The sequence below is a fragment of the Oryzomonas rubra genome (assembly GCF_008369015.1).
Taxonomy (GTDB): domain Bacteria; phylum Desulfobacterota; class Desulfuromonadia; order Geobacterales; family Pseudopelobacteraceae; genus Oryzomonas; species Oryzomonas japonica.
Genome location: NZ_SRSD01000005.1, coordinates 268,132 through 287,587, shown reverse-complemented (window position 1 = coordinate 287,587; position 19,456 = coordinate 268,132). Strand labels below are relative to the sequence as shown.

General features: G+C 60.3%; 22 protein-coding genes. 17 read left to right on the top strand and 5 right to left on the bottom strand.

Features of this window, described 5'->3' with window-relative positions:
- Positions 1-5: 5 nt before the first annotated feature.
- A complete protein-coding gene (locus ET418_RS10285) occupies positions 6-926 on the bottom strand; it encodes a DMT family transporter (protein WP_149307514.1) in 921 nt (306 codons plus the stop codon).
- Positions 927-1,163: 237 nt separating this feature from the next.
- Between ET418_RS10285 and ET418_RS10280 the strand changes: the two genes are divergently transcribed.
- The 6 genes from ET418_RS10280 (at position 1,164) to ET418_RS10255 (ending at position 6,505) form a co-directional block, all read left to right on the top strand.
- A complete protein-coding gene (locus ET418_RS10280) occupies positions 1,164-1,907 on the top strand; it encodes a basic amino acid ABC transporter substrate-binding protein (protein ID WP_149307513.1) in 744 nt (247 codons plus the stop codon).
- Positions 1,908-1,958: 51 nt separating this feature from the next.
- Positions 1,959-2,747: an amino acid ABC transporter permease gene (locus tag ET418_RS10275; RefSeq protein ID WP_149307512.1), complete on the top strand. Its 789-nt coding sequence runs from the start codon at positions 1,959-1,961 to the stop codon at positions 2,745-2,747.
- Positions 2,734-3,477, top strand: a complete 744-nt coding sequence (locus ET418_RS10270; protein WP_338045080.1) for an ATP-binding cassette domain-containing protein — start codon at positions 2,734-2,736, stop codon at positions 3,475-3,477. The genes ET418_RS10275 and ET418_RS10270 overlap by 14 nt, the downstream gene beginning before the upstream one ends.
- Positions 3,478-3,548: 71 nt before the next feature.
- Positions 3,549-4,946: a hypothetical protein gene (locus ET418_RS10265; RefSeq protein ID WP_149307510.1), complete on the top strand. Its 1,398-nt coding sequence runs from the start codon at positions 3,549-3,551 to the stop codon at positions 4,944-4,946.
- A gap of 62 nt (positions 4,947-5,008) precedes the next feature.
- On the top strand, positions 5,009-5,287 hold the full coding sequence (locus ET418_RS10260; RefSeq protein WP_149307509.1) for a hypothetical protein: 279 nt from the start codon (positions 5,009-5,011) through the stop codon (positions 5,285-5,287).
- A 30-nt stretch (positions 5,288-5,317) separates the two neighbouring features.
- Positions 5,318-6,505 carry an ABC transporter substrate-binding protein gene (locus ET418_RS10255; RefSeq protein WP_149307508.1) on the top strand — a complete coding sequence of 396 codons (1,188 nt, stop codon included), beginning with the start codon at positions 5,318-5,320 and terminating at the stop codon, positions 6,503-6,505.
- Between the two features lie 100 nt (positions 6,506-6,605).
- Here ET418_RS10255 and ET418_RS10250 read toward each other — a convergent pair whose 3' ends face one another.
- Positions 6,606-7,319, bottom strand: a complete 714-nt coding sequence (locus tag ET418_RS10250) for a FadR/GntR family transcriptional regulator (RefSeq protein ID WP_149307507.1) — start codon at positions 7,317-7,319, stop codon at positions 6,606-6,608.
- A gap of 205 nt (positions 7,320-7,524) precedes the next feature.
- Here ET418_RS10250 and pruA point away from each other — a divergent pair, with 205 nt between their 5' ends.
- The 11 genes from pruA (at position 7,525) to ET418_RS10195 (ending at position 17,904) form a co-directional block, all read left to right on the top strand.
- Complete coding sequence (pruA, locus tag ET418_RS10245; protein WP_149307506.1) at positions 7,525-10,539, top strand: L-glutamate gamma-semialdehyde dehydrogenase; 3,015 nt, start codon at positions 7,525-7,527, stop codon at positions 10,537-10,539.
- 182 nt (positions 10,540-10,721) lie between these two features.
- On the top strand, positions 10,722-11,606 hold the full coding sequence (locus ET418_RS10240; RefSeq protein WP_188055465.1) for a DMT family transporter: 885 nt from the start codon (positions 10,722-10,724) through the stop codon (positions 11,604-11,606).
- Between the two features lie 231 nt (positions 11,607-11,837).
- Complete coding sequence (locus tag ET418_RS10235) at positions 11,838-12,539, top strand: AzlC family ABC transporter permease (protein ID WP_149307504.1); 702 nt, start codon at positions 11,838-11,840, stop codon at positions 12,537-12,539.
- Positions 12,536-12,859: an AzlD domain-containing protein gene (locus tag ET418_RS10230; protein WP_149307503.1), complete on the top strand. Its 324-nt coding sequence runs from the start codon at positions 12,536-12,538 to the stop codon at positions 12,857-12,859. Before ET418_RS10235 ends, ET418_RS10230 begins: the two co-directional genes overlap by 4 nt.
- 166 nt (positions 12,860-13,025) lie before the next feature.
- Entirely contained in the window at positions 13,026-14,231 is a 1,206-nt protein-coding gene (locus tag ET418_RS10225) for a class I SAM-dependent rRNA methyltransferase (RefSeq protein ID WP_149307502.1), read from the top strand.
- Between the two features lie 115 nt (positions 14,232-14,346).
- Complete coding sequence (locus tag ET418_RS10220) at positions 14,347-14,817, top strand: hypothetical protein (protein ID WP_149307501.1); 471 nt, start codon at positions 14,347-14,349, stop codon at positions 14,815-14,817.
- Positions 14,818-14,917: 100 nt separating this feature from the next.
- Positions 14,918-15,337: a DUF4124 domain-containing protein gene (locus ET418_RS10215; protein ID WP_188055463.1), complete on the top strand. Its 420-nt coding sequence runs from the start codon at positions 14,918-14,920 to the stop codon at positions 15,335-15,337.
- 37 nt (positions 15,338-15,374) lie between these two features.
- A complete protein-coding gene (locus ET418_RS10210) occupies positions 15,375-15,698 on the top strand; it encodes a peptide chain release factor family protein (RefSeq protein ID WP_149307499.1) in 324 nt (107 codons plus the stop codon).
- Between the two features lie 13 nt (positions 15,699-15,711).
- Positions 15,712-16,149, top strand: coding sequence for a hypothetical protein (locus tag ET418_RS10205; RefSeq protein WP_149307498.1), 438 nt, complete (start codon positions 15,712-15,714; stop codon positions 16,147-16,149).
- A gap of 91 nt (positions 16,150-16,240) precedes the next feature.
- Positions 16,241-16,780, top strand: a complete 540-nt coding sequence (locus tag ET418_RS10200) for a DUF2284 domain-containing protein (protein WP_149307497.1) — start codon at positions 16,241-16,243, stop codon at positions 16,778-16,780.
- Positions 16,781-16,833: 53 nt separating this feature from the next.
- Positions 16,834-17,904, top strand: coding sequence for an NADH:flavin oxidoreductase/NADH oxidase (locus ET418_RS10195; protein WP_149307496.1), 1,071 nt, complete (start codon positions 16,834-16,836; stop codon positions 17,902-17,904).
- Between the two features lie 94 nt (positions 17,905-17,998).
- Here the strand turns inward: ET418_RS10195 and ET418_RS10190 are convergent, their stop codons facing one another.
- The 3 genes from ET418_RS10190 to ET418_RS10180 form a co-directional block, all read right to left on the bottom strand.
- Complete coding sequence (locus tag ET418_RS10190) at positions 17,999-18,433, bottom strand: hypothetical protein (protein WP_149307495.1); 435 nt, start codon at positions 18,431-18,433, stop codon at positions 17,999-18,001.
- A 150-nt stretch (positions 18,434-18,583) separates the two neighbouring features.
- The gene (greB, locus tag ET418_RS10185; RefSeq protein ID WP_149307494.1) at positions 18,584-19,069 is read right to left on the bottom strand and encodes a transcription elongation factor GreB; all 486 of its coding nucleotides are present in this window, start codon (positions 19,067-19,069) and stop codon (positions 18,584-18,586) included.
- 91 nt (positions 19,070-19,160) lie between these two features.
- Positions 19,161-19,361: a cold-shock protein gene (locus ET418_RS10180; RefSeq protein ID WP_149307493.1), complete on the bottom strand. Its 201-nt coding sequence runs from the start codon at positions 19,359-19,361 to the stop codon at positions 19,161-19,163.
- Positions 19,362-19,456 lie beyond the last annotated feature (95 nt).

Sequence of the window (19,456 nt, the reverse complement as noted above, 5' to 3'; positions counted from 1 at the left end):
CGTCCCTACTCTCCGGCCCGGTACTCATCCAGTTCACCGATCTCCGCTTCAGCGCTCCCCCCCTTTGCCAGCTTGCCCAGATCATCCGGCAGGATGGAGACGATCATCCCCCCCAGAATCAACAGAGCCCCAGCCAGACCATAGATGCCCAGCCGCTCGTTGATCGCGTACCAGGCGTACAGGGCCGCAAAAACCGGTTCGGTGCAGAAGATCAGAGCCGTGTTGGTGTGGCTGATGAAACGCTGCATGGACGTCTGCACCAGAAAGGCGAACACGGTTGCGATCAGCGAGCAGACGATCAGTGTCCCCAGAAGCTGGGGATGCCAGACAAAAACCTGCTTGCCGCGGATAACGGCGCCGGCGGTACTCAAGAGGGCCACCATGCCCAACTGTATGGCGGTCAGCCAGTAGTAGTCGCTTTGGCGGGCAAACTCGCCGGTATAGATCAGGTGCAGCGAGACACAGAGGGCGCAGATGGCGGCCAGGATATCGCCGGTGGTGAAGTGCCAGGACCCGTTGCCGCACAGAAGGAACAGGCCGGCAACGGAAAGGATCACGGCGACCCTGACGGTCCTCGGAATACGCTGGCGTAGCATGAGTGCCGAGATGACCGGCACCATGACGACGTTCAACCCGGTCAGGAAGGCGGTATTGGAGGCGCTGGTGTAGAGCAGCGCGACGGTCTGGAAGGCATAGGAACCGAACAGGAAGATCCCCATCAGACACCCTTGGCGCAGGGTCCCCCTGTCCAGGCGCTTGCCCTTGATCATGCTGACCGGCAGGATCAGGGCGAAGGCCAGGATGAAGCGCTGGGCCAGAAATACGAAAACATCGACGCTTTCCACGGCCTCCTTGACGACCGTGAAGGTCACCCCCCAGAAAAAGGTGGTGGTCAGCAGCAACACTGCTGCTTTGAATCGGTTCATTGCCTGATACTCCAGAATCCATGGAATAGTTTATTTTTATCAAAAATAGTAATATCCACATGTTTCATAAACGAAGGAGCCCGTGAGGGCAAGAAAAAAGCTGCGACATCGTGCCAATGGTTTCCGAAACGTTACGAACCGGTGTTTTTTTGTTGACAATACTGCGTTACATCCCCTAAAAGAACAGCGTGGTCTTACCATTATCGTTTACAGTTTAATGAAAAAGGAGAGGATCCAATGAAATTTTTGTGTACGCTTACTGCAACTGCGGCATTGCTGGCCGCTTTGTCCCTCACCGCATTTGCCGCCCCCAAGAGCATCAAGGTCGCCACCGACGCCACCTGGCCGCCGATGGAGATGGTTGACACGAACAAACAGATCGTCGGCTATGATATCGACTTCTTGAAAGCTGTCGCCAAGGAGGCGGGCGTGGCGGTCGTGATCAAAAATACCGCCTGGGACGGCATCTTTGCCGGTCTTGATTCCGGCCAGTACGACGCCATCATCTCTTCCGTCACCATCACGAAAGAACGCCAGGCAAAATATGATTTTACCGAGCCGTATACCAGCATCGGCCAAATCCTTGTCGTCCCCAAAACCAACAAGACCGCCAAGGTCATTGCCGACCTGAAGGGCAAGAAGGTCGGTGCCCAGATCGGCACGACAGGTGCGATGGAGATCAAGAAGGTCACCGGCGTCGAACTCAAGACCTATGACGAGATCGGTTTGGCCTTCGAGGACATGGCAGCCGGCCGCATCTTCGGCGTGGTGTGCGACGAGCCGGTTGCCGCCCACTTTGCCCTCCAGAAAAAAGAGTACAAGGACAAATTCAAGATCGTCGGCAAATCCTTCACCAAGGAAGCCTACGGCATTGTCGTGAAAAAGGGTAACAAGGACCTGGTCGCCCTTCTCAACAAGGGGATCAAGGCGGTGAAGGCCAAGAAGCTGGACACCAAGATCCACACCAAGTGGGTGAAATAATTTGCTGAGAAGGGGCGGCTTTCCGGCCGCCCCTTCCCTTGCTCAACGCCCATGCCAAAGAATCCTACATCCCATACCCCCATAGATGTCGGCGACGGAGCCGCCATCCCCAACAAGAACGACGCCGGGTTGTTTACCGCCTGGCGCATCGCTTTTTTTGGTGCGATCTTCGTCTCCCTGTATCTTGCCTTTGGCAAGTCTGACCCTTATTACGAGATCTTCAAATTCGTCCCGGACGGCATCCTGGTCACCTTCAAGGTCACCTTCGGGGCCATCCTGCTGGCCACGTGCATCGGCCTGATCACCGGACTGGGAAGAATCTCCGACAACCGATTCATCAACGGCGTCGCTTCACTGTATGTGGAGGTGATTCGCGGCATCCCGCTTCTGGTCCAGATCTTCTACATCTATTACGCCCTGGGCCGTTTCGTGAAAATCCCGGATATGCTGAGCGCCATCATCGCCATGGCGGTCTGCTACGGCGCCTACATGGGCGAAGTCTTCCGGGCCGGCATCCAGTCCATACCCAAGGGGCAGATGGAGGCGGCCCTGTCCCTGGGCATGTCCCGCGGCCAGGCCATGCGGCAGGTCATTCTGCCCCAGGCCTTCAAGGTGGTGTTGCCCCCCATCGGCAATGAGTTCATCGCCCTGCTCAAGGACTCCTCCCTGGTCTCCATCCTGGCCGTCTCCGACCTGCTGCGCCGCGGCCGGGAGTATGCATCGGAAACCTTCAGCTATTTTGAAACCTATACGGTTATCGCCCTGATCTACTTGGTCATGACCCTGTTTTTTTCCAAGTTGATCGGTATCATGGAGGAACGGCTCAATGCAGGAAAATAGCCGACTTATGATAGAGGCGCGCGGGGTCTCCAAGTTCTATGGGCCGTTCCAGGCGCTGAAGAATGTCTCCTTCAGCGTCCGGGACGGCGAAAAAGTGGTCATCATCGGCCCCAGCGGTTCGGGCAAGAGTACCATCCTGCGCTCCATCAACCGTCTTGAGACCATCGACCGGGGCACCATCATCGTGGACGGCATGGATGTCAGCGACCCGAAGGTCGATATCTGCAAGGTGCGGGAAGAGATCGGGATGGTGTTCCAGTCCTTCAACCTCTTTCCCCACAAGACCGTGCTGGAGAACCTGACACTGGCCCAGACGGTCGTCCGCAAGCGCAACCGGCGGGAAGCGGAACAGATTGCCCTGGAACTGCTCAAGAAGGTCGGCATCGCCGAGAAGGCCGCCGCCTATCCGGCCAAACTTTCCGGCGGCCAGCAGCAACGGGTGGCTATTGCCCGCTCCCTGGCCATGAACCCCAAGGCGATCCTGTTCGACGAACCGACCTCGGCCCTTGACCCGGAGATGATCGGCGAGGTCTTGGATGTCATGAAGAACCTGGCTCAGGAAGGGATGACCATGGTGGTGGTGACCCACGAGATGGGTTTTGCCCGCGAGGTGGCCGACCGGGTCATTTTCATGGACCATGGCCAAATCGTGGAGGAAGGAACGCCGGAGCATTTCTTCACCAGCCCCGACCATGAGCGGGCCAAGCTGTTTCTGAGCCAAATATTGTAATGCGCAGTACGCGCACTCCCTTTGAAGGGGGGATGTAATCAGCAGAACATCACACACAAGGAGGAAGTACCATGAAAAGACGTAATGTCCTTGCAGCGCTGGCCATTCTCGGCGTGACCGCCGCTGCGACCACTCCGGCAATGGCGCTGGAAAACGAGTTCCACGGCATGTTCCAGGCGCAGTACATCAACTCCAACTTCAACGGAGCAGCTACTACCAGTTTCCCCGGTAATAACGCCGCGTCTTACGGCGGGGACACCCAGTACGTCCCCTTTGGCCTGCCCAAACATGTGTACTCGGCCAACTTCGTTGAACAGCGCGCCCGTCTCGGCTATACCGCCAAGGCCAGCAGCGACCTGAAACTGGTCACCCAATTTGAGTTGGACTACGCCTATTGGGGCGACAGCTCCTATGGCACGCATCGCAATCACGGCGCAGCTATCGGTGCCGACCAGACCAACATCGAGACCAAGAACATCTACCTGGATGCCAACATCTTCAAGGACGTCAACATGAGGTTGGGCATGATGCCCTATAACGACTCCTTCAAAAGCATCATGTTCGACGCCGACATGGCCGGCATCGCCTTCTCCAGCAGCTACAACAAATTCACCCCCACCATCGGCTTCTTCCGCTTCAACGACACCGGCAACAGTAAAGACAACGTATTGGGCCACCTGACCAACGACCTGTTCGTACTGGACGGCAAGTATGAAGTGAACAAGGACCTGAAGGTCGGCGCTGCCTACTACTTCTTCAGAAACAATGCTATTACTACCGATAGTAATGATCTCACCAATATTGATTTCCAGCAGGACGTCAAGCTCCATACCTTGGGCCTGAACGCCGAGTACACCGCCGGTCCGCTGACCCTGAACGGGTTCGGTATCCTGGAAGTGGGCACGGTCAACGCGCGTGCCACCACCGCCTATGCCCTCAATGCCGGTGCCAAGTACAAAGTTGGCTCTGGTAAAGCCCATGCCGAGTTCCTGTATGTATCCGGTGATTCCGGTACGACCGGCCACAGCAACGCCTTCTACGCAGTGTTCAATAATGTTGGCACTGCTGAGCACGGTTACTATGACAACGAAATGGTCATCCTGGGCCGCGATAAAAACGCCATGACCACCGACAACTCAATCATTGCCACTGCCGGGAACTTTGGCCAGGGCCAGATCGGCGGCTATATCGGCTATGAACTGCCGCTCACCGACCGGCTGACCACCGCCGCCAATGCCGGTTTTGCCGCTGTGGCCAAGGATAACGGTGCGTTCGGCAAAGCTCACAAGAGCAACTACCTGGGCACCGAGATCAACGCCGAGGCCAACTACAAGCTGCTCGAAAACCTTACCGGCGGTGTCCGTGTCGCCTATGTGTTCCTGGGCGATTACTACAAGGGAGTTGCCCTGAACGGTGAGACACCGGTCAACCCCTATGATGCCAAGATCATCTTCAAGTACGCGTTCTAATTTCTGAAATCCATGGGGCGCTTCTGCGCCCCTGCTTCATTCCAAAGAAAAGGAGCAGACCCATGAAAAAAGTTTTGATTGCCGTACTGACCGCCTTTGCCCTCTCCGCCGCTACCGCGGCGTTTGCAGCCGATGTGAAGAGCAGTGAAAAAGACGAGTGCCTCCTGGCCTCCAAGGGATGCAAGGATCAGGTGGACAGCATCCAGCAGCGGATCAGGAAGATCAACACCGAGATCAAGAAGGGCAAGAAGGTTTATTCCGCAGAGGAATTGAAAAAACTGCAGCAGAAGCTGAAGGAAGCGGACGAAATCCTGAACAACCTCGATAAGCCGGGTCGCTAACCAGACACTATCTCTCCAAAGGAGGAAACCATGAACTTCAAGAAGAGTGCTGCCCTGTTGTTGGCTGGCGTACTGGCCCTGTCCGTAACCGCCGGCTGCAAGAAAAAGGAAGAGGCAAAACCTGATGCGGCTCCCAAGGCTGCCGGCGACACGGTAAAGATCGGCTTTCTCGGCGCCCTGACCGGTGACGTCGCCATGTTCGGTGCGCCGACCCTGGTCGGCATGAAGATGGCGGCCGAAGAGATCAATGCGGCCGGCGGCGTCAATGGCAAGAAGATCGAGATCGTTGAAGCCGATGACCGCGGCGACAAGCAGGAAGGGGCCTCGGTCACCCAGAAACTGATCAGCCGCGACAACGTTGTGGCCATCGTCGGCGACCCGACCACCGGCATCACCAAGGTTGCCGCCCCGATTGCCCAGAAGGCCCAGGTTGTGCTGCTCTCGGCCGGCGCCACCGGTACGGGCGTGGTGGAGATCGGTGAGTACATCTTCCGCGACACGCTGCTGGACAGCGTGGCGATCCCGGCCCTGCTGGATTACTACGCCAAGAACCTCAAATTCAAGAAGGTGGCCATGCTCACCTCGGACAACAACGATTACAGCGTCGGCATGTCCCAGCTCTTCCGTGACTCCGCCAAAGGCGCCGGCATCGAGATCGTGGCTGACGAGAAGATCAAGGACGGGGACAAGGATTTCTCCGGCCAGATGACCAACATCAAGGCCAAAAAACCGGATATCCTCTTCTACTCCGGTTACTACACCGAGGGCGCCCTGCTCATGAAGGAAGCCCGCAAGCAGGGGATCAAGGTCAACATATTCGGCGGCGACGGCCTGTTCTCGCCCGAGTTCATCAAGTTGGGCGGCACAGCGGTCGAAGGTGCCATGTCCTATGTCGGGTTCTCCCCCGAACAGGCGTCACCGGTGACCGCCAAATTCATCGAAGCCTTCAAGAGCAAGAACAACGGTGCCCTTCCGGGCCTGTTCGACGCCCAGGGGTATGATGCGGTCAAGCTTATCGCCTCTGCCATGACCGCCGCCAAGAGCAACGATCCGAAGGTGTTCAAGGATGCCATCGCCAAGATCAAAAACTTCGAAGGCGTTTCCGGCACGATCACCATCCGCAACAACCGCGAGCCGATCAAGTCGCCGCTCTGCCTGTTGGAAGTCAAAGGCGGCAAATATGTCCTGAAGGCCAAGGTCCCGGTCAAGATGGATTAAGTTACATCGCAGCGCTTTCGTGGGTGCCTCCGCGAATGCAAACGCCGTGCGACCTTTATGGTCGCGCGGCGTTTGTTTTTTGGGGGGGACCGGAAAAAGTTCAGGCCTCCTTCTCCTCCATGTAGGCGTTGAAGCGCCGCACATGCCCCTGGGCCAGTTCCCGCGCCGCCTCTTCATTCCTTTCCGTTACGGCGGTCACGATTGCCCGCAGATCGTTGAAATTCTCCTGGAGTATCTTCTTCCCCCGGGACAGGTAGTTCTCGTAGTAGGTGTGGATGTTGTAATAGACGCTTTCCAGGACGGAGATGAAGAGTTGGTTGCCGCTCATGCGGGCCAGGGCCATGTGAAGCATCTCGTCGGTGCGGATGAAGGCGTCCCACCCCTTGCGTCCCTCTTTCAGATGTTCCTCGGCCTCGGTCAGCAGCTTCCTTAACAGGGCCATGTCCTGTTCCTGCCCCCGCTGGGCCGCCAAGGCCGCCACGCCCCCCTCCATCCCCTCGCGGAACTCGGCCAGGTCGCGCAGGGAAACCGTCCGGTTGCGGATCAGCAATCCCAGATTCTCGCTGAGCTGTTCGCTGTTGACCTCCCTGATGATGGACCCCCCGGCCACGCCGGTCCGGATCTCGATCAGCCCCTTCTGCTCCAGTACCCGCAGCGCTTCGCGCAGTGTCCCCCGGCTGACGCCGAACTGTTCCTTCAAATCCCGTTCGGCCGGGAGTTGGCTCCCCGGCTTGAGCGTGCCCGCTATGATGCCGTCCTGGATCTGTTCGACCACATCCTGATAGGCACGGCTCTGTTTGACATGTTTGAACATGTTGCTATCCTTCCTCAAGGCGCTTTTTACTCATTTTCCGCCTCAAATGGTTAAACCACACTACCATTTTTACCGGCCTGAGACAAGCGCAGCCTGGTCATTTGCCGTTTTGTTCGCTTGACACCAGGAATAAAATTTCGTACTAATGGTTAAACCATTTGCAACTGATTCCGTATCACACTCACAGTGGCACAAGGAGAGTCATATGCAGAATCCAGAGCTCAACACGAAGATCGTAGCGCGCGGCAAAGATTTTTTCTCCACCATCTCCGGTGAAAAGCCCTCTCTCTTCAACAAAGGGGCCTGGATGGGTAAGGTCATGGACTGGAGCATGCAGAACGAGCAGTTCAAGGTCCAGATGTTCCGCTTTGTGGACGCCTTTCCCTCCCTGACGACCTCCAAGCTCCTGACCGACCATATCCGCGAGTATTTCGGCGAGGAGAAAGACATGCCGCCGGTGCTCTCCACCGGCGCCAAGATGGCCGGGATGCTCGGTTCCCTGGGTGGAGCGATGCTCAACAAGTTCATCTCGGCCAATATCCAGGAGATGGCCCGCCAGTTCATCGTGGGCGAAAATACCAAAGAAGCCATAAAGAACATGGAAAAGCTGCGTAAGGACGGTTTTGCCGCCGTGGTGGACGTGCTGGGCGAGGCCACCCTCTCGGAGGAAGAGGCCGAGGTCTACGTGACGACCTACCTGGAGTTGCTGGACGCCCTCAAGAATGAACAGAAGGGGTGGAAGGGGCTGGCCGGCCACGGTGGAGATGGAAATCTGGACTGGGGCCACGCGCCCAAGGTCAATATCGCCGTCAAGCCGACCGCCCTGTTCTGCCTGGCCAACCCCCAGGATTTCGAGGGGTCGGTGGAGGCCATCCTGCGCCAGATGCGCCGGATCTGCGCCAAGGTCGTGGAGATGGAAGGTTTCCTCTGCATCGACATGGAGTCCTACCGCTTCAAGGAGATCACCCAGGAGGTGTTCCGCCGCCTGAAGATGGAATATAAGGAATATCCCCACATCGGCATCGTGTTCCAGGCCTACCTGAAGGATACGGACAAGGACCTGGCCAATATGCTGGCCTGGGCCAAGGCCCAGAATACGCAGATATCGATCCGCCTGGTCAAGGGTGCCTACTGGGATTACGAGACGGTCAAGGCCAAGCAGATGGGCTGGCCGATCCCGGTCTGGACGATCAAGGCCGAAAGTGACGCCGCCTATGAACGCCAGGCGCGCCTGATCCTGGAAAACCACCAGATCTGCCACTTCGCCTGCGCCTCCCATAACATCCGCACCATCTCGGCCGTCATGGAGATGGCCAACGCACTGCACGTGCCCGAGTCGCGCTACGAATTTCAGGTGCTGTACGGCATGGCCGAACCGGTCCGCAAGGGAATCCTCAAGGTCGCGGGGCGCATCCGCCTCTACTGCCCCTACGGCGACATGGTGCCGGGCATGGGATACCTGGTGCGGCGCCTGCTGGAAAATACCGCCAATGAATCCTTCCTGCGCCAGAGTTTTGCCGAAGATGCCCAGATCGAGCGCCTCCTGGAAGACCCGGATAAGACTGCGGATCGCGAGCGGAGCGAACGGGCCGCAAAGCCGAAGAAAGCGGTGGCCGGGCCCGGCGGCCTTCCCCGCTTCGCCAACGACCCCATGGTGGATTTCACCCGCCCTGACCATCGCGCCGCCTTCCCCGCCGCCCTTGCCCAGGTGCGCGCCAACGCTGGCAAGACCTATCCGCTCTTTATCGGCGGCCAGGAGGTGACCACTGCCGACCTGATCCCGACCGTCAACCCCGCCAAGCCGTCGGAGGTGCTGGGCCAGATCTGCCAGGCCGGCATCCCCGAGGTGACCAGGGCCATCGCCGCCGCCAAGGCGGTCTTCCCGGCCTGGCGCGACACGCCGCCACGCGAACGTGCCCAGTACCTGCTCAAGGCGGCCGAGATCGCCCGCAGGCGCGCCTTCGAACTGTCGGCGTGGCAGGTGCTGGAGATCGGGAAACAGTGGGACCAGGCCTATGCCGACGTGGGCGAGGCGATCGATTTCCTGGAGTACTATGCACGGGAGATGATCCGTCTGGGAACCCCCCAACGGGTCGGCAACGCCCCCGGCGAGCTGAACCACTACTTCTACGAGCCCAAGGGGCTGGCGGCGGTCATCGCACCGTGGAACTTCCCGCTGGCCATCAGCATGGGCATGGCCTCCGCCGCCATCGTGACCGGCAATCCGGTGATCTACAAGCCTTCCAACATCACCGGCATCATCGGCCATCACCTGATGGAGATCTTCAAGGAGGCCGGGCTGCCGGCCGGCGTGTTCAACTACGTCCCCGGCCGTGGCAGTGTGATGGGGGACTTCCTGGTAGATCACCCGGACATCAGTCTCATCGCCTTCACCGGTTCCATGGAGGTCGGCCTGCGCATCGTCGAACGGGCCGCCAAGGTCTATCCGGGCCAGCCCAACGTCAAGAAGATCATCTCCGAGATGGGGGGCAAGAACGCGATCATCATCGACGACGACGCCGACCTGGACGAGGCCGTGCCGCATGTACTCTACTCGGCGTTCGCCTTCCAGGGGCAGAAGTGCTCGGCCTGTTCGCGGGTCATCGTCCTGGATGCGGTCTACGACAGGTTCACGGAACGACTGGTAAAGGCTGCCCAGGCCTATCGGATCGGTCCCTCCGAGGACCCGGCCAACACCATGGGGGCCGTGGCCGACGCCGCTGCTCAGAAGAGCATCCTCGAGTATGCCGCCCTGGGCAAGCAGGAAGGGAAGTTGCTCTACGAAAGCCCGATCCCCCAAGGAGAGGGATACTGGGTGCCGCTGACCATTGTCGGCGGCATCACCCCGCAGCACCGACTGGCCCAGGAAGAGGTATTCGGCCCGGTGCTGGCGGTCATGCGCGCCAAGGATTTCGACCAGGCCGTGGAGTGGGCCAACTCGACCCGCTTTGCCCTGACCGGCGGCATCTTCAGCCGCAGCCCCGAGCATCTGGCCCAGGCACGCCGCGACTTCCGGGTGGGCAACCTGTACATCAACCGCAACAACACCGGGGCTCAGGTGGAGCGTCAGCCCTTCGGCGGGGCGCGCATGTCGGGCGTCGGCACCAAGTCGGGCGGCCCCGACTACCTGCTGCACTTCATGGACCCGAGGGTGGTGACGGAAAATACCATGCGCCGGGGGTTTGCACCCATAGAAGCGGACGACGACTGGGTCGAATAGGGATAAGGTGTGAACGATGAATCGTGAATCGTGAATAGTGAATGGTGAATAGTGAAGAAGTAAACGGCCTTTCATTCACCTTTCACGATTCACAGCCTGACCTGACCATGTCCCAAAGAAAAAGCTCGCCTTGGCGGGCTTTTTTCTTTTCAAAGCAGCAAAACTCTGGAAAAATACGCGGCATGACGGAATCAACCAAAGGCACCATCTACGCCCTGCTGTCGGTGGGGCTGTTCGCCACCCTCGGCACCGGCTTCAAGGTGGCGGTAACGCATCTGGGCAGCTTCTCGGTCGTGGTCTGGATGGGCATCTGGGCGACCCTTGCCCTCTTGGCATGGCTGGCATGGGAGCGCAAGCTCGGGCTCATGGCGGCCGAGTTCCGCCGCCGGCCGCTGTTTTTCGTCCTTGCCGGGGTGATCGGCCTGGGGGTGCAGCAGCTGCTCTGCCTGAAGACCTACGAATATATCCCGGCCAGCCAGGCGGTGATCCTGCACTATACCTATCCCCTGGTCATGCTCTTCTTGTCGTGGCTGGTGTTTCGGGAACGGTCCACTTGGTGGGCGGTGTTCTGCGTGGCGCTGGGGTTCGCCGGGGTCTGCGTGCTGGTGACAGCCGGCGGCGGGTTGGGCGATGTGCGCCTCTCGGTCGGGGTGGCGCTGGCCATGGGGACCTCCCTCTCCTTTGGCCTGTTCTGCGTGTTGATCAAGCATGCCCGTTTTTCGGTAACGGCCGGTATGTTTCTCTTCAATCTGTTCGGGCTGCTGTTCCTGCTCTGCCTCGTGCCCTTCTACCCCGTACGCTGGACGCCCGGTGGGGGCGACATGCTCCTGTTGGCCTACCTGGGGGTGGTGACCACCGCCCTGGCCCTGATCCTTTGGAACCGCGCCCTGCGCATGATCCCCACCAGCCGCTCGTCCAACTGCGCCCTGCTGGTGCCGATCCTGTCGCTGATCTGCATCGCCCTGGTGCTGAAGGAACACGTCTCGGGCATGCAGGGGGTGGGCATGGCGGTCGTCATCGGCTCGGTCTTCCTGAACGTCAAGCTGGCAAACGTATCAAAGGCGTGAGCCCCGAATCCGCGGGGCCCGCGCGGCTCCTCTCGCTTGCATGCCTCTGTCCCTGCGTTGCCTGTCGTATTTTTCTCCCGGGCGGCGTGCGGGCGATAGAGGCGGCGCGGCATGCATGGGCGACGTTGGGACCCCGGCATATCGCTCGCTCCGCCGCGCAGGCCCCACGGATTCGGGGTGCGGCCGGATGCGGTTGGTTTGGGCAACGCCCCTCTCCGGGATAATAAATCTATGGCACAGACATTCGATTGCGTGAAAGAGGGGATGAAGGCGGCGTGGCCGATCTGCCTTGGCTACTTCCCCATCGGCCTCTCCCTGGGGGTGCTCGCCCAAAAGGGGGGACTGCTCCCCTGGCAGGTAGGGCTCATGTCCATCGTAGTCTATGCCGGCGGCTCCCAGTTCATCGCCGTTGCCATGATCGGCAGCGGCGCCTCCATTCCGGCCATCGTTACCACCACCTTCATGGTCAACCTGCGCCACATGCTGATGAGCTCGGCTCTGGCGGTGCATTTTCCCGGCGTCTCACGGCGGTTCCTGGCCCTGTTCGCCTATGGCCTGACCGACGAGAGCTTTGCCGTCAACATGGTCCGATTCAACCGGGGGGGCTGGGAGCGGCAGAGCGCCCTGACGCTCAACCAGGCTACCAACTTTACCTGGTTCGTCAGCACCGTGGCCGGTGTCTATGTGGGGCAGTTCATTCCCTCCGGCGCCCTGGGGATCGACTACGCCCTGACCGGCATGTTCATCTGTCTGCTGGTCTTCCAGTTGCGCGGCCCGGTTTTCGTTGCCACCGCCCTGATGGCGGCCTTCTGTTCCGTGGTAGCCTATCTCTGGCTGCCGGGCAACGCCTACGTGATCGTTGCCTCCACTGTGGCGGCCACGGCCGGATTCATGCTGAAACGCTCCCTGCGGCACCGGGGAGGGCGGCCATGAGCGCCGCCGGCTATCTCCTGCTGATCCTCTGCATGGGCGTTGTGACCTACCTGCCGCGCATGCTGCCCCTGGTGACCTTCTCCCGTCGGAAACTTCCCCCCTGGTTTGTGGAGTGGCTGGAGTTGATCCCGCCCGCCATCCTGAGCGCCCTGATCGCTCCGACGCTGTTTACCCAGGCGGCGCCCCGGGTGTTCGTCCTGGGCAAGATCGAGCTGGTGGCCGCCCTGCCGACCCTGGCCTTCGCCCTCAAGACCCGCTCGTTGGCCGGGACGGTGGTGGTGGGGATGCTCTGCTACTGGGGATTGCATTACCTGATGTAATTCGACCTGAATCCGCGACACCTTCACGGCTCCTCTCGCTCGCTCTGCCGGTCAGGCGTCGCGGATTCAGCTCTCTTCCCACCCGGAACAGGGCTTTGTGGTTGCCAAAGGGGCGGTTTGTGGGTAAAAGGAACAGGTAGACAATAAAGATCGGAGACAGGCAACAATGCACGCGTCCGAATGGAAGATAGGGGCGGAGTCGGTGCGGATGCTGGAGTTGGGGCACCCTTGGATCATTGCCGACACGTATACCAAGCGCTGGCCGACCGGTCAGGCCGGCCAACTGATTGAGCTGGCCGACGGCCAGGGGCGTTTCCTGGCAACGGCCCTGCTCGATCCGCAGGATCGTATCGTGGCGCGGGTGCTGTCTCGGGAGCGGATGCGCCTGGACCGCGCCTGGCTGACGAAGCGTCTTCAGGCGGCCCTCGAATTGCGCCACGGTCATGCCGACCTGGGGGACACCACCGCCTACCGGCTGGTCAACGCCGAGGGGGACGGGCTTCCCGGCCTGACTGTTGACCGTTACGGCGACTACCTGATGGTGCAGATCTACTGCGCCGGCTGGCGGCCGTATCTGAAGCTCGTGACCCAGGCCCTGGGCGACCTGCTTGCACCCCAGGGGATCTACGAGAAGAGCCGCCCCCAGAAGACTCGCGAACTGGAAGCGGTCAGCGACACCAAGAGCTACGGCAGGCTGCTTGCCGGCACCGCCGCGCCCCAGCGCCTGGAGGTGCGGGAAAACGGCCTGTTGTTCCTGGTGAGCCTGGAGCAGGGGCTGAACACCGGGCTGTTCCTGGACCAGCGCAAAAACCGCCGGGACCTGATGTCCAGGGTGTCCGGCAAGCGGGTGCTCAACCTGTTCGCCTACACCGGCGCCTTCTCGGTGGCTGCCGCCTCGGCCGGGGCCGTCCAGGTTACCAGCGTGGACGCCTCGCCCGGCTATACCGAGTGGGCCAAGGCGAATTTCGGCCTCAACCGGCTCAATCCCAAGCGGCATGAGTTCATTGTGGGGGACTGCCAAAAGGTGCTGGCCGACCTGGGTAGTCGAGGGTGCCGTTACGATGTGGTGCTGATGGACCCCCCCTCCTTCTCCACCACGGCCAAGAGCCGCTTCACGACCCGCGGCGGCACCTCGGACCTGGTGGCGGCCGCCCTGCCGCTCTTGAGCGCCAACGGCCTTTTGATCGCCTCCTCCAACCACCAGAAGGTGGATACGGCAGAGTATCTCAAGGAGTTGCGCCGCGGCGCGCTCCAGGCGGGCAGTGACCTCAGGGTGGTCGGCCTGGCGGGGCAGCCGGAGGATTTCCCCTATCCGGTCACCTTCCCCGAGGGGCGCTATCTCAAGTACGCCCTCTGCGTGAAGGGCTCCTGAACAGGCTGGTGATTGGCTTGCTGCGGCACGGGCGGCGTGCGGGCTCCGGCTCTTCCGGCAGCTCAGGTATTCCGGCGTCACGGATTCAGGAAAAAACAATGCACGAGGGTGCGTCATGAACATGAACTACGGGTTCCTCAAGGATTTTGCCATTATCGTCGGCGGGCTGGTGACCATCTTCGCCTTTGTCAACGGCCTTCTGGAATACCGGCGCCAGGGGCGGCAGAAGCGGGAGGAGCATTTCACCCTGCTGCGCCGCCGCCTGAAGGAAAACCCGCGGTTCAAGGAGATCTGCTCCCTGATGTTCGCCGACGATCCGCGCCTGGCCCAGATCGATGCCCAGGACAAACGGGATTTCGTCGGTCTGCTGGAGGAGGTGGCCCTCCAGATGAACTCCGGGCTGATCCGCCCGGAACTGGCCCATTACATGTTCGGCTACTACACGCTTAAATGCATGGAGAGCAAGGATTTCTGGGCCAACCTGACCCTCGACGAGATTTATTGGAACCTGTTCCACGATTTTGCCCGGGAGATGAAACGCATGGAGACCACCTTTGTCTTCGATCGGCGCAAGTTGCGCTTCTGATGCTGCTTCCACCCCATGTCTGTCGGTGGCCATGAAAGGGTGCTACAATAGGAACAGGGATGCGTACGCGTCTGAATGTTCGAGGTGCAGGAGGTTTGCCATGAAAATCGTGGCCATGGCGGCGATAGCCCTCTGTTGCACGGCTGCCGGGGGCAATGCCGAGACATACCGCTGGATCGACGACCAGGGAGTGGTCAATTTTACCGATAGCCTGGAGGCGGTGCCGGCCAAGTATCGCCACAAGGTTCTCAAGGGGCCGGATATCACCACCCGCGACCCGCGGATCAAGGAAGAGATACGACAGCAGGAGGAGCGGGCTCGCCAGGAGGATGCATCCCGGCCGCCGGTGACCACGACGCCTGACTATGTGCCGCCCCCGATGGAGGTCGCGCCGCCCAAGGTTGAGAGCGACGAGCTCCCTCCCGGACGGACGCGGAGCCAGAAGATTCGGGACAACATAGAGCGGCGCAAGGCCGAAGAGGAAAAGGCCCAACAGCCCGGAAGCCAGCAATCCCAGTGATGGGAATGGCTGTAGAGTTTAATTTGATGGAGATACCATGGCGGTTGAGATTCGTGAATCCGACATAAGGGTGGAGTTCTACCGTGGGTCCGGGCCGGGCGGGCAGCACCGGAACGTGACCGACTCGGCGGTGCGCATCCGCCACCTGCCGACCGGCATTGTGGCCCAGGCCTCGGAGAGCCGTTCCCAGCTCCAGAACCGGGAAGTTGCCATGGAACGTCTGCGGGTTGCCCTGGAAAAACGTGAACGCAAGGTGAAGAAGCGTATCGCCACCCGTGTGCCCAGGAAGGCCCGGGAAGAACGCCTGAGCGCGAAGAAGATCGTGTCCCAGCGCAAGCGGCTGCGTACGACGCTCGATTGAGAAACGGGGATCAATGTTTTCCGCATCCGGCCATACCATCCGATGGCTCAAACCCGACATCGGCGAGGAAGAGTGGGAGTTCCTCAATCACCCCGACAAGCAGGGGTTCTACCGGCGCCATGACATCGAATGGGAACGGCTGGTTGTGGCCTTCGACCGGGGGCGACTGGAAGCGTACCCCCGTTCCGACCGGATCGTGGGGATCGTGGTGAGCGGTGCCTATCACACCTATGACGACTATGCCACATACCTGGCCAAGGCCAAGCGGGGCTACCGGAAGAGTTATAGCGCCATGGAGGATGCCCTGCAACGCGCCGGCACCCTGACCCTGAAGGCTCCCATCATCCTCTGCTGCCGGGAGGAGGCCCTGCTGTTTTCCGGCTACCGGCGGCTCTGTCTGGCTTGGAATTACGGCATGGTGCCCTATGTGTGGCTGGTGACCCTGCCGTAGCCTCCGGGTGGCAAGTTTTTTGTCAATAATCATGGAACAGGTTGTACCAGTTTGCCGGCTGGAGTTTGCGGCCTGGGAACAGGGAAGGGCGATGGCTGACCAGACGATACTGCAACGGATATTCAATGATGCGGGATTTTCCGATTTCCGCTGGATCGATCCTTCCGAGATCGTTGTTGCACAATGGGTGCGGATGAAATGCCGGTTCGGCTGCAACGAGTATGGCAGGAACGCCTCCTGTCCCCCCAACACCCCTGACGTGGACGAGTGCCGGAAGTTCTTCCATGAATTTCGGTTGGGTGTGCTCTTCCATATCCCCATGCGTCTGGAAGACCCGGAACAGCGTCATGACTGGTCTCGGGAGGTCAACCGCGCGCTGCTGGAGGTGGAACGGCAGGCGTTCATCAGCGGCTATCACAAGGCCTTCCTCCTCTTCATGGACAGTTGCACACTCTGCCGGGAGTGCGCCGGCAGCCGGGACCACTGCCGCAATCGCAAGCTGGCACGCCCGTCACCCGAGGGGATGGGCGTGGATGTCTTTGCCACCGTGGCCAAGTTCGGCTACCCCCTTGCGGTGTTGCCCGATTACGAACAGGAGATGAACCGTTACGCATTTCTGATGATAGAGTAGTTTCCGTCCGGAAAGGGTTCTTCCCCCGACCGCAGCCCAAGGAGGCAGTCGTCATGAGTAAACTCTTCACCCCGCTCGCCCTGCGTTCCGTTACCTTCCGCAATCGTATCTTTGTCTCTCCCATGTGCCAGTATTCCAGCCGGGACGGCCTGCCCACCGACTGGCATATGGTCCATCTGGGCAGCCGGGCCGTGGGGGGCGCCGGTCTGGTGATGGTCGAAGCCACCGCCGTGAGTCCCGAAGGACGCATCAGCCCCGACGACAGCGGCATCTGGAACGATGATCATGTCGCGGCATTCAAGCCGATCGTCCGCTTCATCCGCGAGAACGGGGCCGTGCCGGGTGTCCAGTTGGCCCATGCCGGACGCAAGGCGTCCTGCGACCTCCCCTGGCGCGGCAGTGGACCGGTGGGACCGGATGCCCGGGGGTGGCAGCCGCTGGCCCCCAGCCCGGAGCCTTTTGCCCCCGGCCACCCCGTGCCCCATGAACTTGCCCTTGCCGACCTGGATACGGTCGAAAACCAATTCCGCGCCGCGGCGCGTCGCTCCTTGGCGGCCGGTTTCCAGGTGGCGGAGATTCACATGGCCCATGGCTACCTGCTGCACGAATTCCTCTCCCCACTGTCGAACCTGCGGGAGGACGATTATGGCGGCAGCCTCGAAAACAGGATGCGCTTCCCGCTGCGGGTGGCCCGGGCCGTGCGCGAGGAATGGCCCCTGGATTTGCCGCTGTTCGTGCGGCTTTCCTGCGTTGACTGGGCCGAGGGGGGCTGGAGCCTTGACCAGTCGGTATGTCTCTGCCGCCTGCTCAAGGATCTGGGGGTTGATCTGATCGATTGCTCGTCCGGTTTTGTTGCCTCGGGCGAGCGGGTGCCCTTTGCCCCCGGTTTCCAGGTCCCCTTTGCCGCCGCAATCCGCGCCGAGGCGGCCCTCCCCACCGGTGCGGTCGGCCTCATTACCGACCCGGTCCAGGCGGAACAGATTCTGGTTACCGGCCAGGCCGATGCCGTATTCCTGGCCCGGGAGATGCTGCGCGATCCCTACTGGCCCCTGCATGCCGCCCGCGAACTGGGGGTGGAGGCTGTCTGGCCGGATCAATACCTGCGGGCCGGGAAACAGGGATGAAAAACTGCCCGCCTGGGCTGGCCGGCCTGCTGACCTCGGCACTACTTGATCCCATCATCTCTGGAATGCCCGAACTGCCGCTCCCCCCGTTTCCTCACCGCTTGTCGGGACGGAAGGAGCGGCCGCGGTAATGATTCTTCTCCTTGAGAAAGGTGCGGTACTCCAGATCGCGAAACTGGCGGATGCTCTCGATCCTGTACTTGCGGATGATCGGCGGCAGGCTGTCGTGGTGCGCAATTGTCCAGGGACCTTTGTAGCTGGCCGCCCGGTACCAGGAGTTGCCCCAGTAGAGGTAATAGGTGTCATAGGCAAAGATAATATCATAAGGGGTCTCCACACCTGCATAGAAGCCGAGGCGTGGCGGCGTGATGAAGAGCGGCGGGTTCGGGATCACCACGTTGGGCGGACCAACGGCAACGGCTGGCTGAGGGGGCGGGACGCTGCCGGTGACGTCCCCCGTGGCCGCAGCCGGTGCGGTGGACGCCATGAGCAGAACGGCGGCGATTGATACCACGAAGCTCGTGCGCATGGAGATCTCCTTTGCGACGGTTTTTATTCGAATTATAGCAAGTGTGGTGCCGGCCGGCCATTGCGAATTGCACTCTGGGCGTTATCGGCCCTGCGGCGGCTTGCTTGGGACGGTGCAGGAGTATACTGAGGGGGCAGGCGGGAAGGTGTTTTACCGGGGGGCTCCGGCCGGGCGCGTGGCGCTGATGTCGGTAATATAGACCGTCAGATCGCCATTGGGACGCTTGATAACAACCTCGTCGTCGAGCTTTTTCTGCAGCAGGGCTTGGCCGACCGGCGAATCGATGCTGATTCGCCCCAGGCTAACGTCGAATTCATCCGGGCCGACCAGTTGATAGCAGCGCTCGTTGCCATCCTCGTCTTCGTAGGTTACCCAGCAGCCGAAGGAAACCATCTGGGGGTTGGCCGGGGGGGTGGCCGGTTTGAGCAGCTTAAGCCGGCTGCTCAGATGTTTCAGCTTGCGGTCGATCTCCCGCAACCGTTTTTTGCCGTAGATATATTCCGCATTCTCGGAGCGATCCCCTTCCGCCGCCGCGTCGGACACTCCCTGAACGATCTTGGGGCGTTCCACCCGCCAGAGGTAGTGGAATTCATCTTCCAGTGTCTTCAGTCCTTCCGGGGAAATCAGGTTTGTCATGGGCCATCCGTGTCGTTTTTTTTACAACCAACAAAAATAAAGCCCCGGATTTCTCCGGGGCTTTATTAATCACGCTATAGGATATAAGTGATTAAACCCTGGTAACGTTGGCGGCCTGCAGACCTTTCGGACCACGGGTTATTTCGAACGTAACCCTGTCGCCTTCAGCGAGGGATTTGAAGCCGTCGCCAACAATCGCGGAAAAATGAACGAAAACATCCTCGCCACCTTCCTGCTCAAGAAAACCAAACCCCTTGCTGTCGTTAAACCATTTCACTGTTCCGTTTACCATGTCGTTACCTTCTCCTGATACTGCTCGTTTAATGTGTCCGGGACGAACCCTAGACGTTATGCCAACGTAACAGTATTTTATCCACAATGTCAAAC

Coding starts and splice junctions, on each gene's coding strand:
- ET418_RS10215 (WP_188055463.1), top strand. CDS start 14,918: ATGAAAATCGTGGCCATGGCGGCGATAGCCCTCTGTTGCACGGCTGCC.
- ET418_RS10250 (WP_149307507.1), bottom strand. CDS start 7,319: ATGTTCAAACATGTCAAACAGAGCCGTGCCTATCAGGATGTGGTCGAA.
- greB (WP_149307494.1), bottom strand. CDS start 19,069: ATGACAAACCTGATTTCCCCGGAAGGACTGAAGACACTGGAAGATGAA.
- ET418_RS10220 (WP_149307501.1), top strand. CDS start 14,347: ATGAACATGAACTACGGGTTCCTCAAGGATTTTGCCATTATCGTCGGC.
- pruA (WP_149307506.1), top strand. CDS start 7,525: ATGCAGAATCCAGAGCTCAACACGAAGATCGTAGCGCGCGGCAAAGAT.
- ET418_RS10180 (WP_149307493.1), bottom strand. CDS start 19,361: ATGGTAAACGGAACAGTGAAATGGTTTAACGACAGCAAGGGGTTTGGT.
- ET418_RS10190 (WP_149307495.1), bottom strand. CDS start 18,433: ATGCGCACGAGCTTCGTGGTATCAATCGCCGCCGTTCTGCTCATGGCG.
- ET418_RS10240 (WP_188055465.1), top strand. CDS start 10,722: ATGACGGAATCAACCAAAGGCACCATCTACGCCCTGCTGTCGGTGGGG.
- ET418_RS10265 (WP_149307510.1), top strand. CDS start 3,549: ATGAAAAGACGTAATGTCCTTGCAGCGCTGGCCATTCTCGGCGTGACC.
- ET418_RS10200 (WP_149307497.1), top strand. CDS start 16,241: ATGGCTGACCAGACGATACTGCAACGGATATTCAATGATGCGGGATTT.
- ET418_RS10210 (WP_149307499.1), top strand. CDS start 15,375: ATGGCGGTTGAGATTCGTGAATCCGACATAAGGGTGGAGTTCTACCGT.
- ET418_RS10230 (WP_149307503.1), top strand. CDS start 12,536: ATGAGCGCCGCCGGCTATCTCCTGCTGATCCTCTGCATGGGCGTTGTG.
- ET418_RS10225 (WP_149307502.1), top strand. CDS start 13,026: ATGCACGCGTCCGAATGGAAGATAGGGGCGGAGTCGGTGCGGATGCTG.
- ET418_RS10285 (WP_149307514.1), bottom strand. CDS start 926: ATGAACCGATTCAAAGCAGCAGTGTTGCTGCTGACCACCACCTTTTTC.
- ET418_RS10280 (WP_149307513.1), top strand. CDS start 1,164: ATGAAATTTTTGTGTACGCTTACTGCAACTGCGGCATTGCTGGCCGCT.
- ET418_RS10270 (WP_338045080.1), top strand. CDS start 2,734: ATGCAGGAAAATAGCCGACTTATGATAGAGGCGCGCGGGGTCTCCAAG.
- ET418_RS10260 (WP_149307509.1), top strand. CDS start 5,009: ATGAAAAAAGTTTTGATTGCCGTACTGACCGCCTTTGCCCTCTCCGCC.
- ET418_RS10235 (WP_149307504.1), top strand. CDS start 11,838: ATGGCACAGACATTCGATTGCGTGAAAGAGGGGATGAAGGCGGCGTGG.
- ET418_RS10255 (WP_149307508.1), top strand. CDS start 5,318: ATGAACTTCAAGAAGAGTGCTGCCCTGTTGTTGGCTGGCGTACTGGCC.
- ET418_RS10275 (WP_149307512.1), top strand. CDS start 1,959: ATGCCAAAGAATCCTACATCCCATACCCCCATAGATGTCGGCGACGGA.
- ET418_RS10195 (WP_149307496.1), top strand. CDS start 16,834: ATGAGTAAACTCTTCACCCCGCTCGCCCTGCGTTCCGTTACCTTCCGC.
- ET418_RS10205 (WP_149307498.1), top strand. CDS start 15,712: ATGTTTTCCGCATCCGGCCATACCATCCGATGGCTCAAACCCGACATC.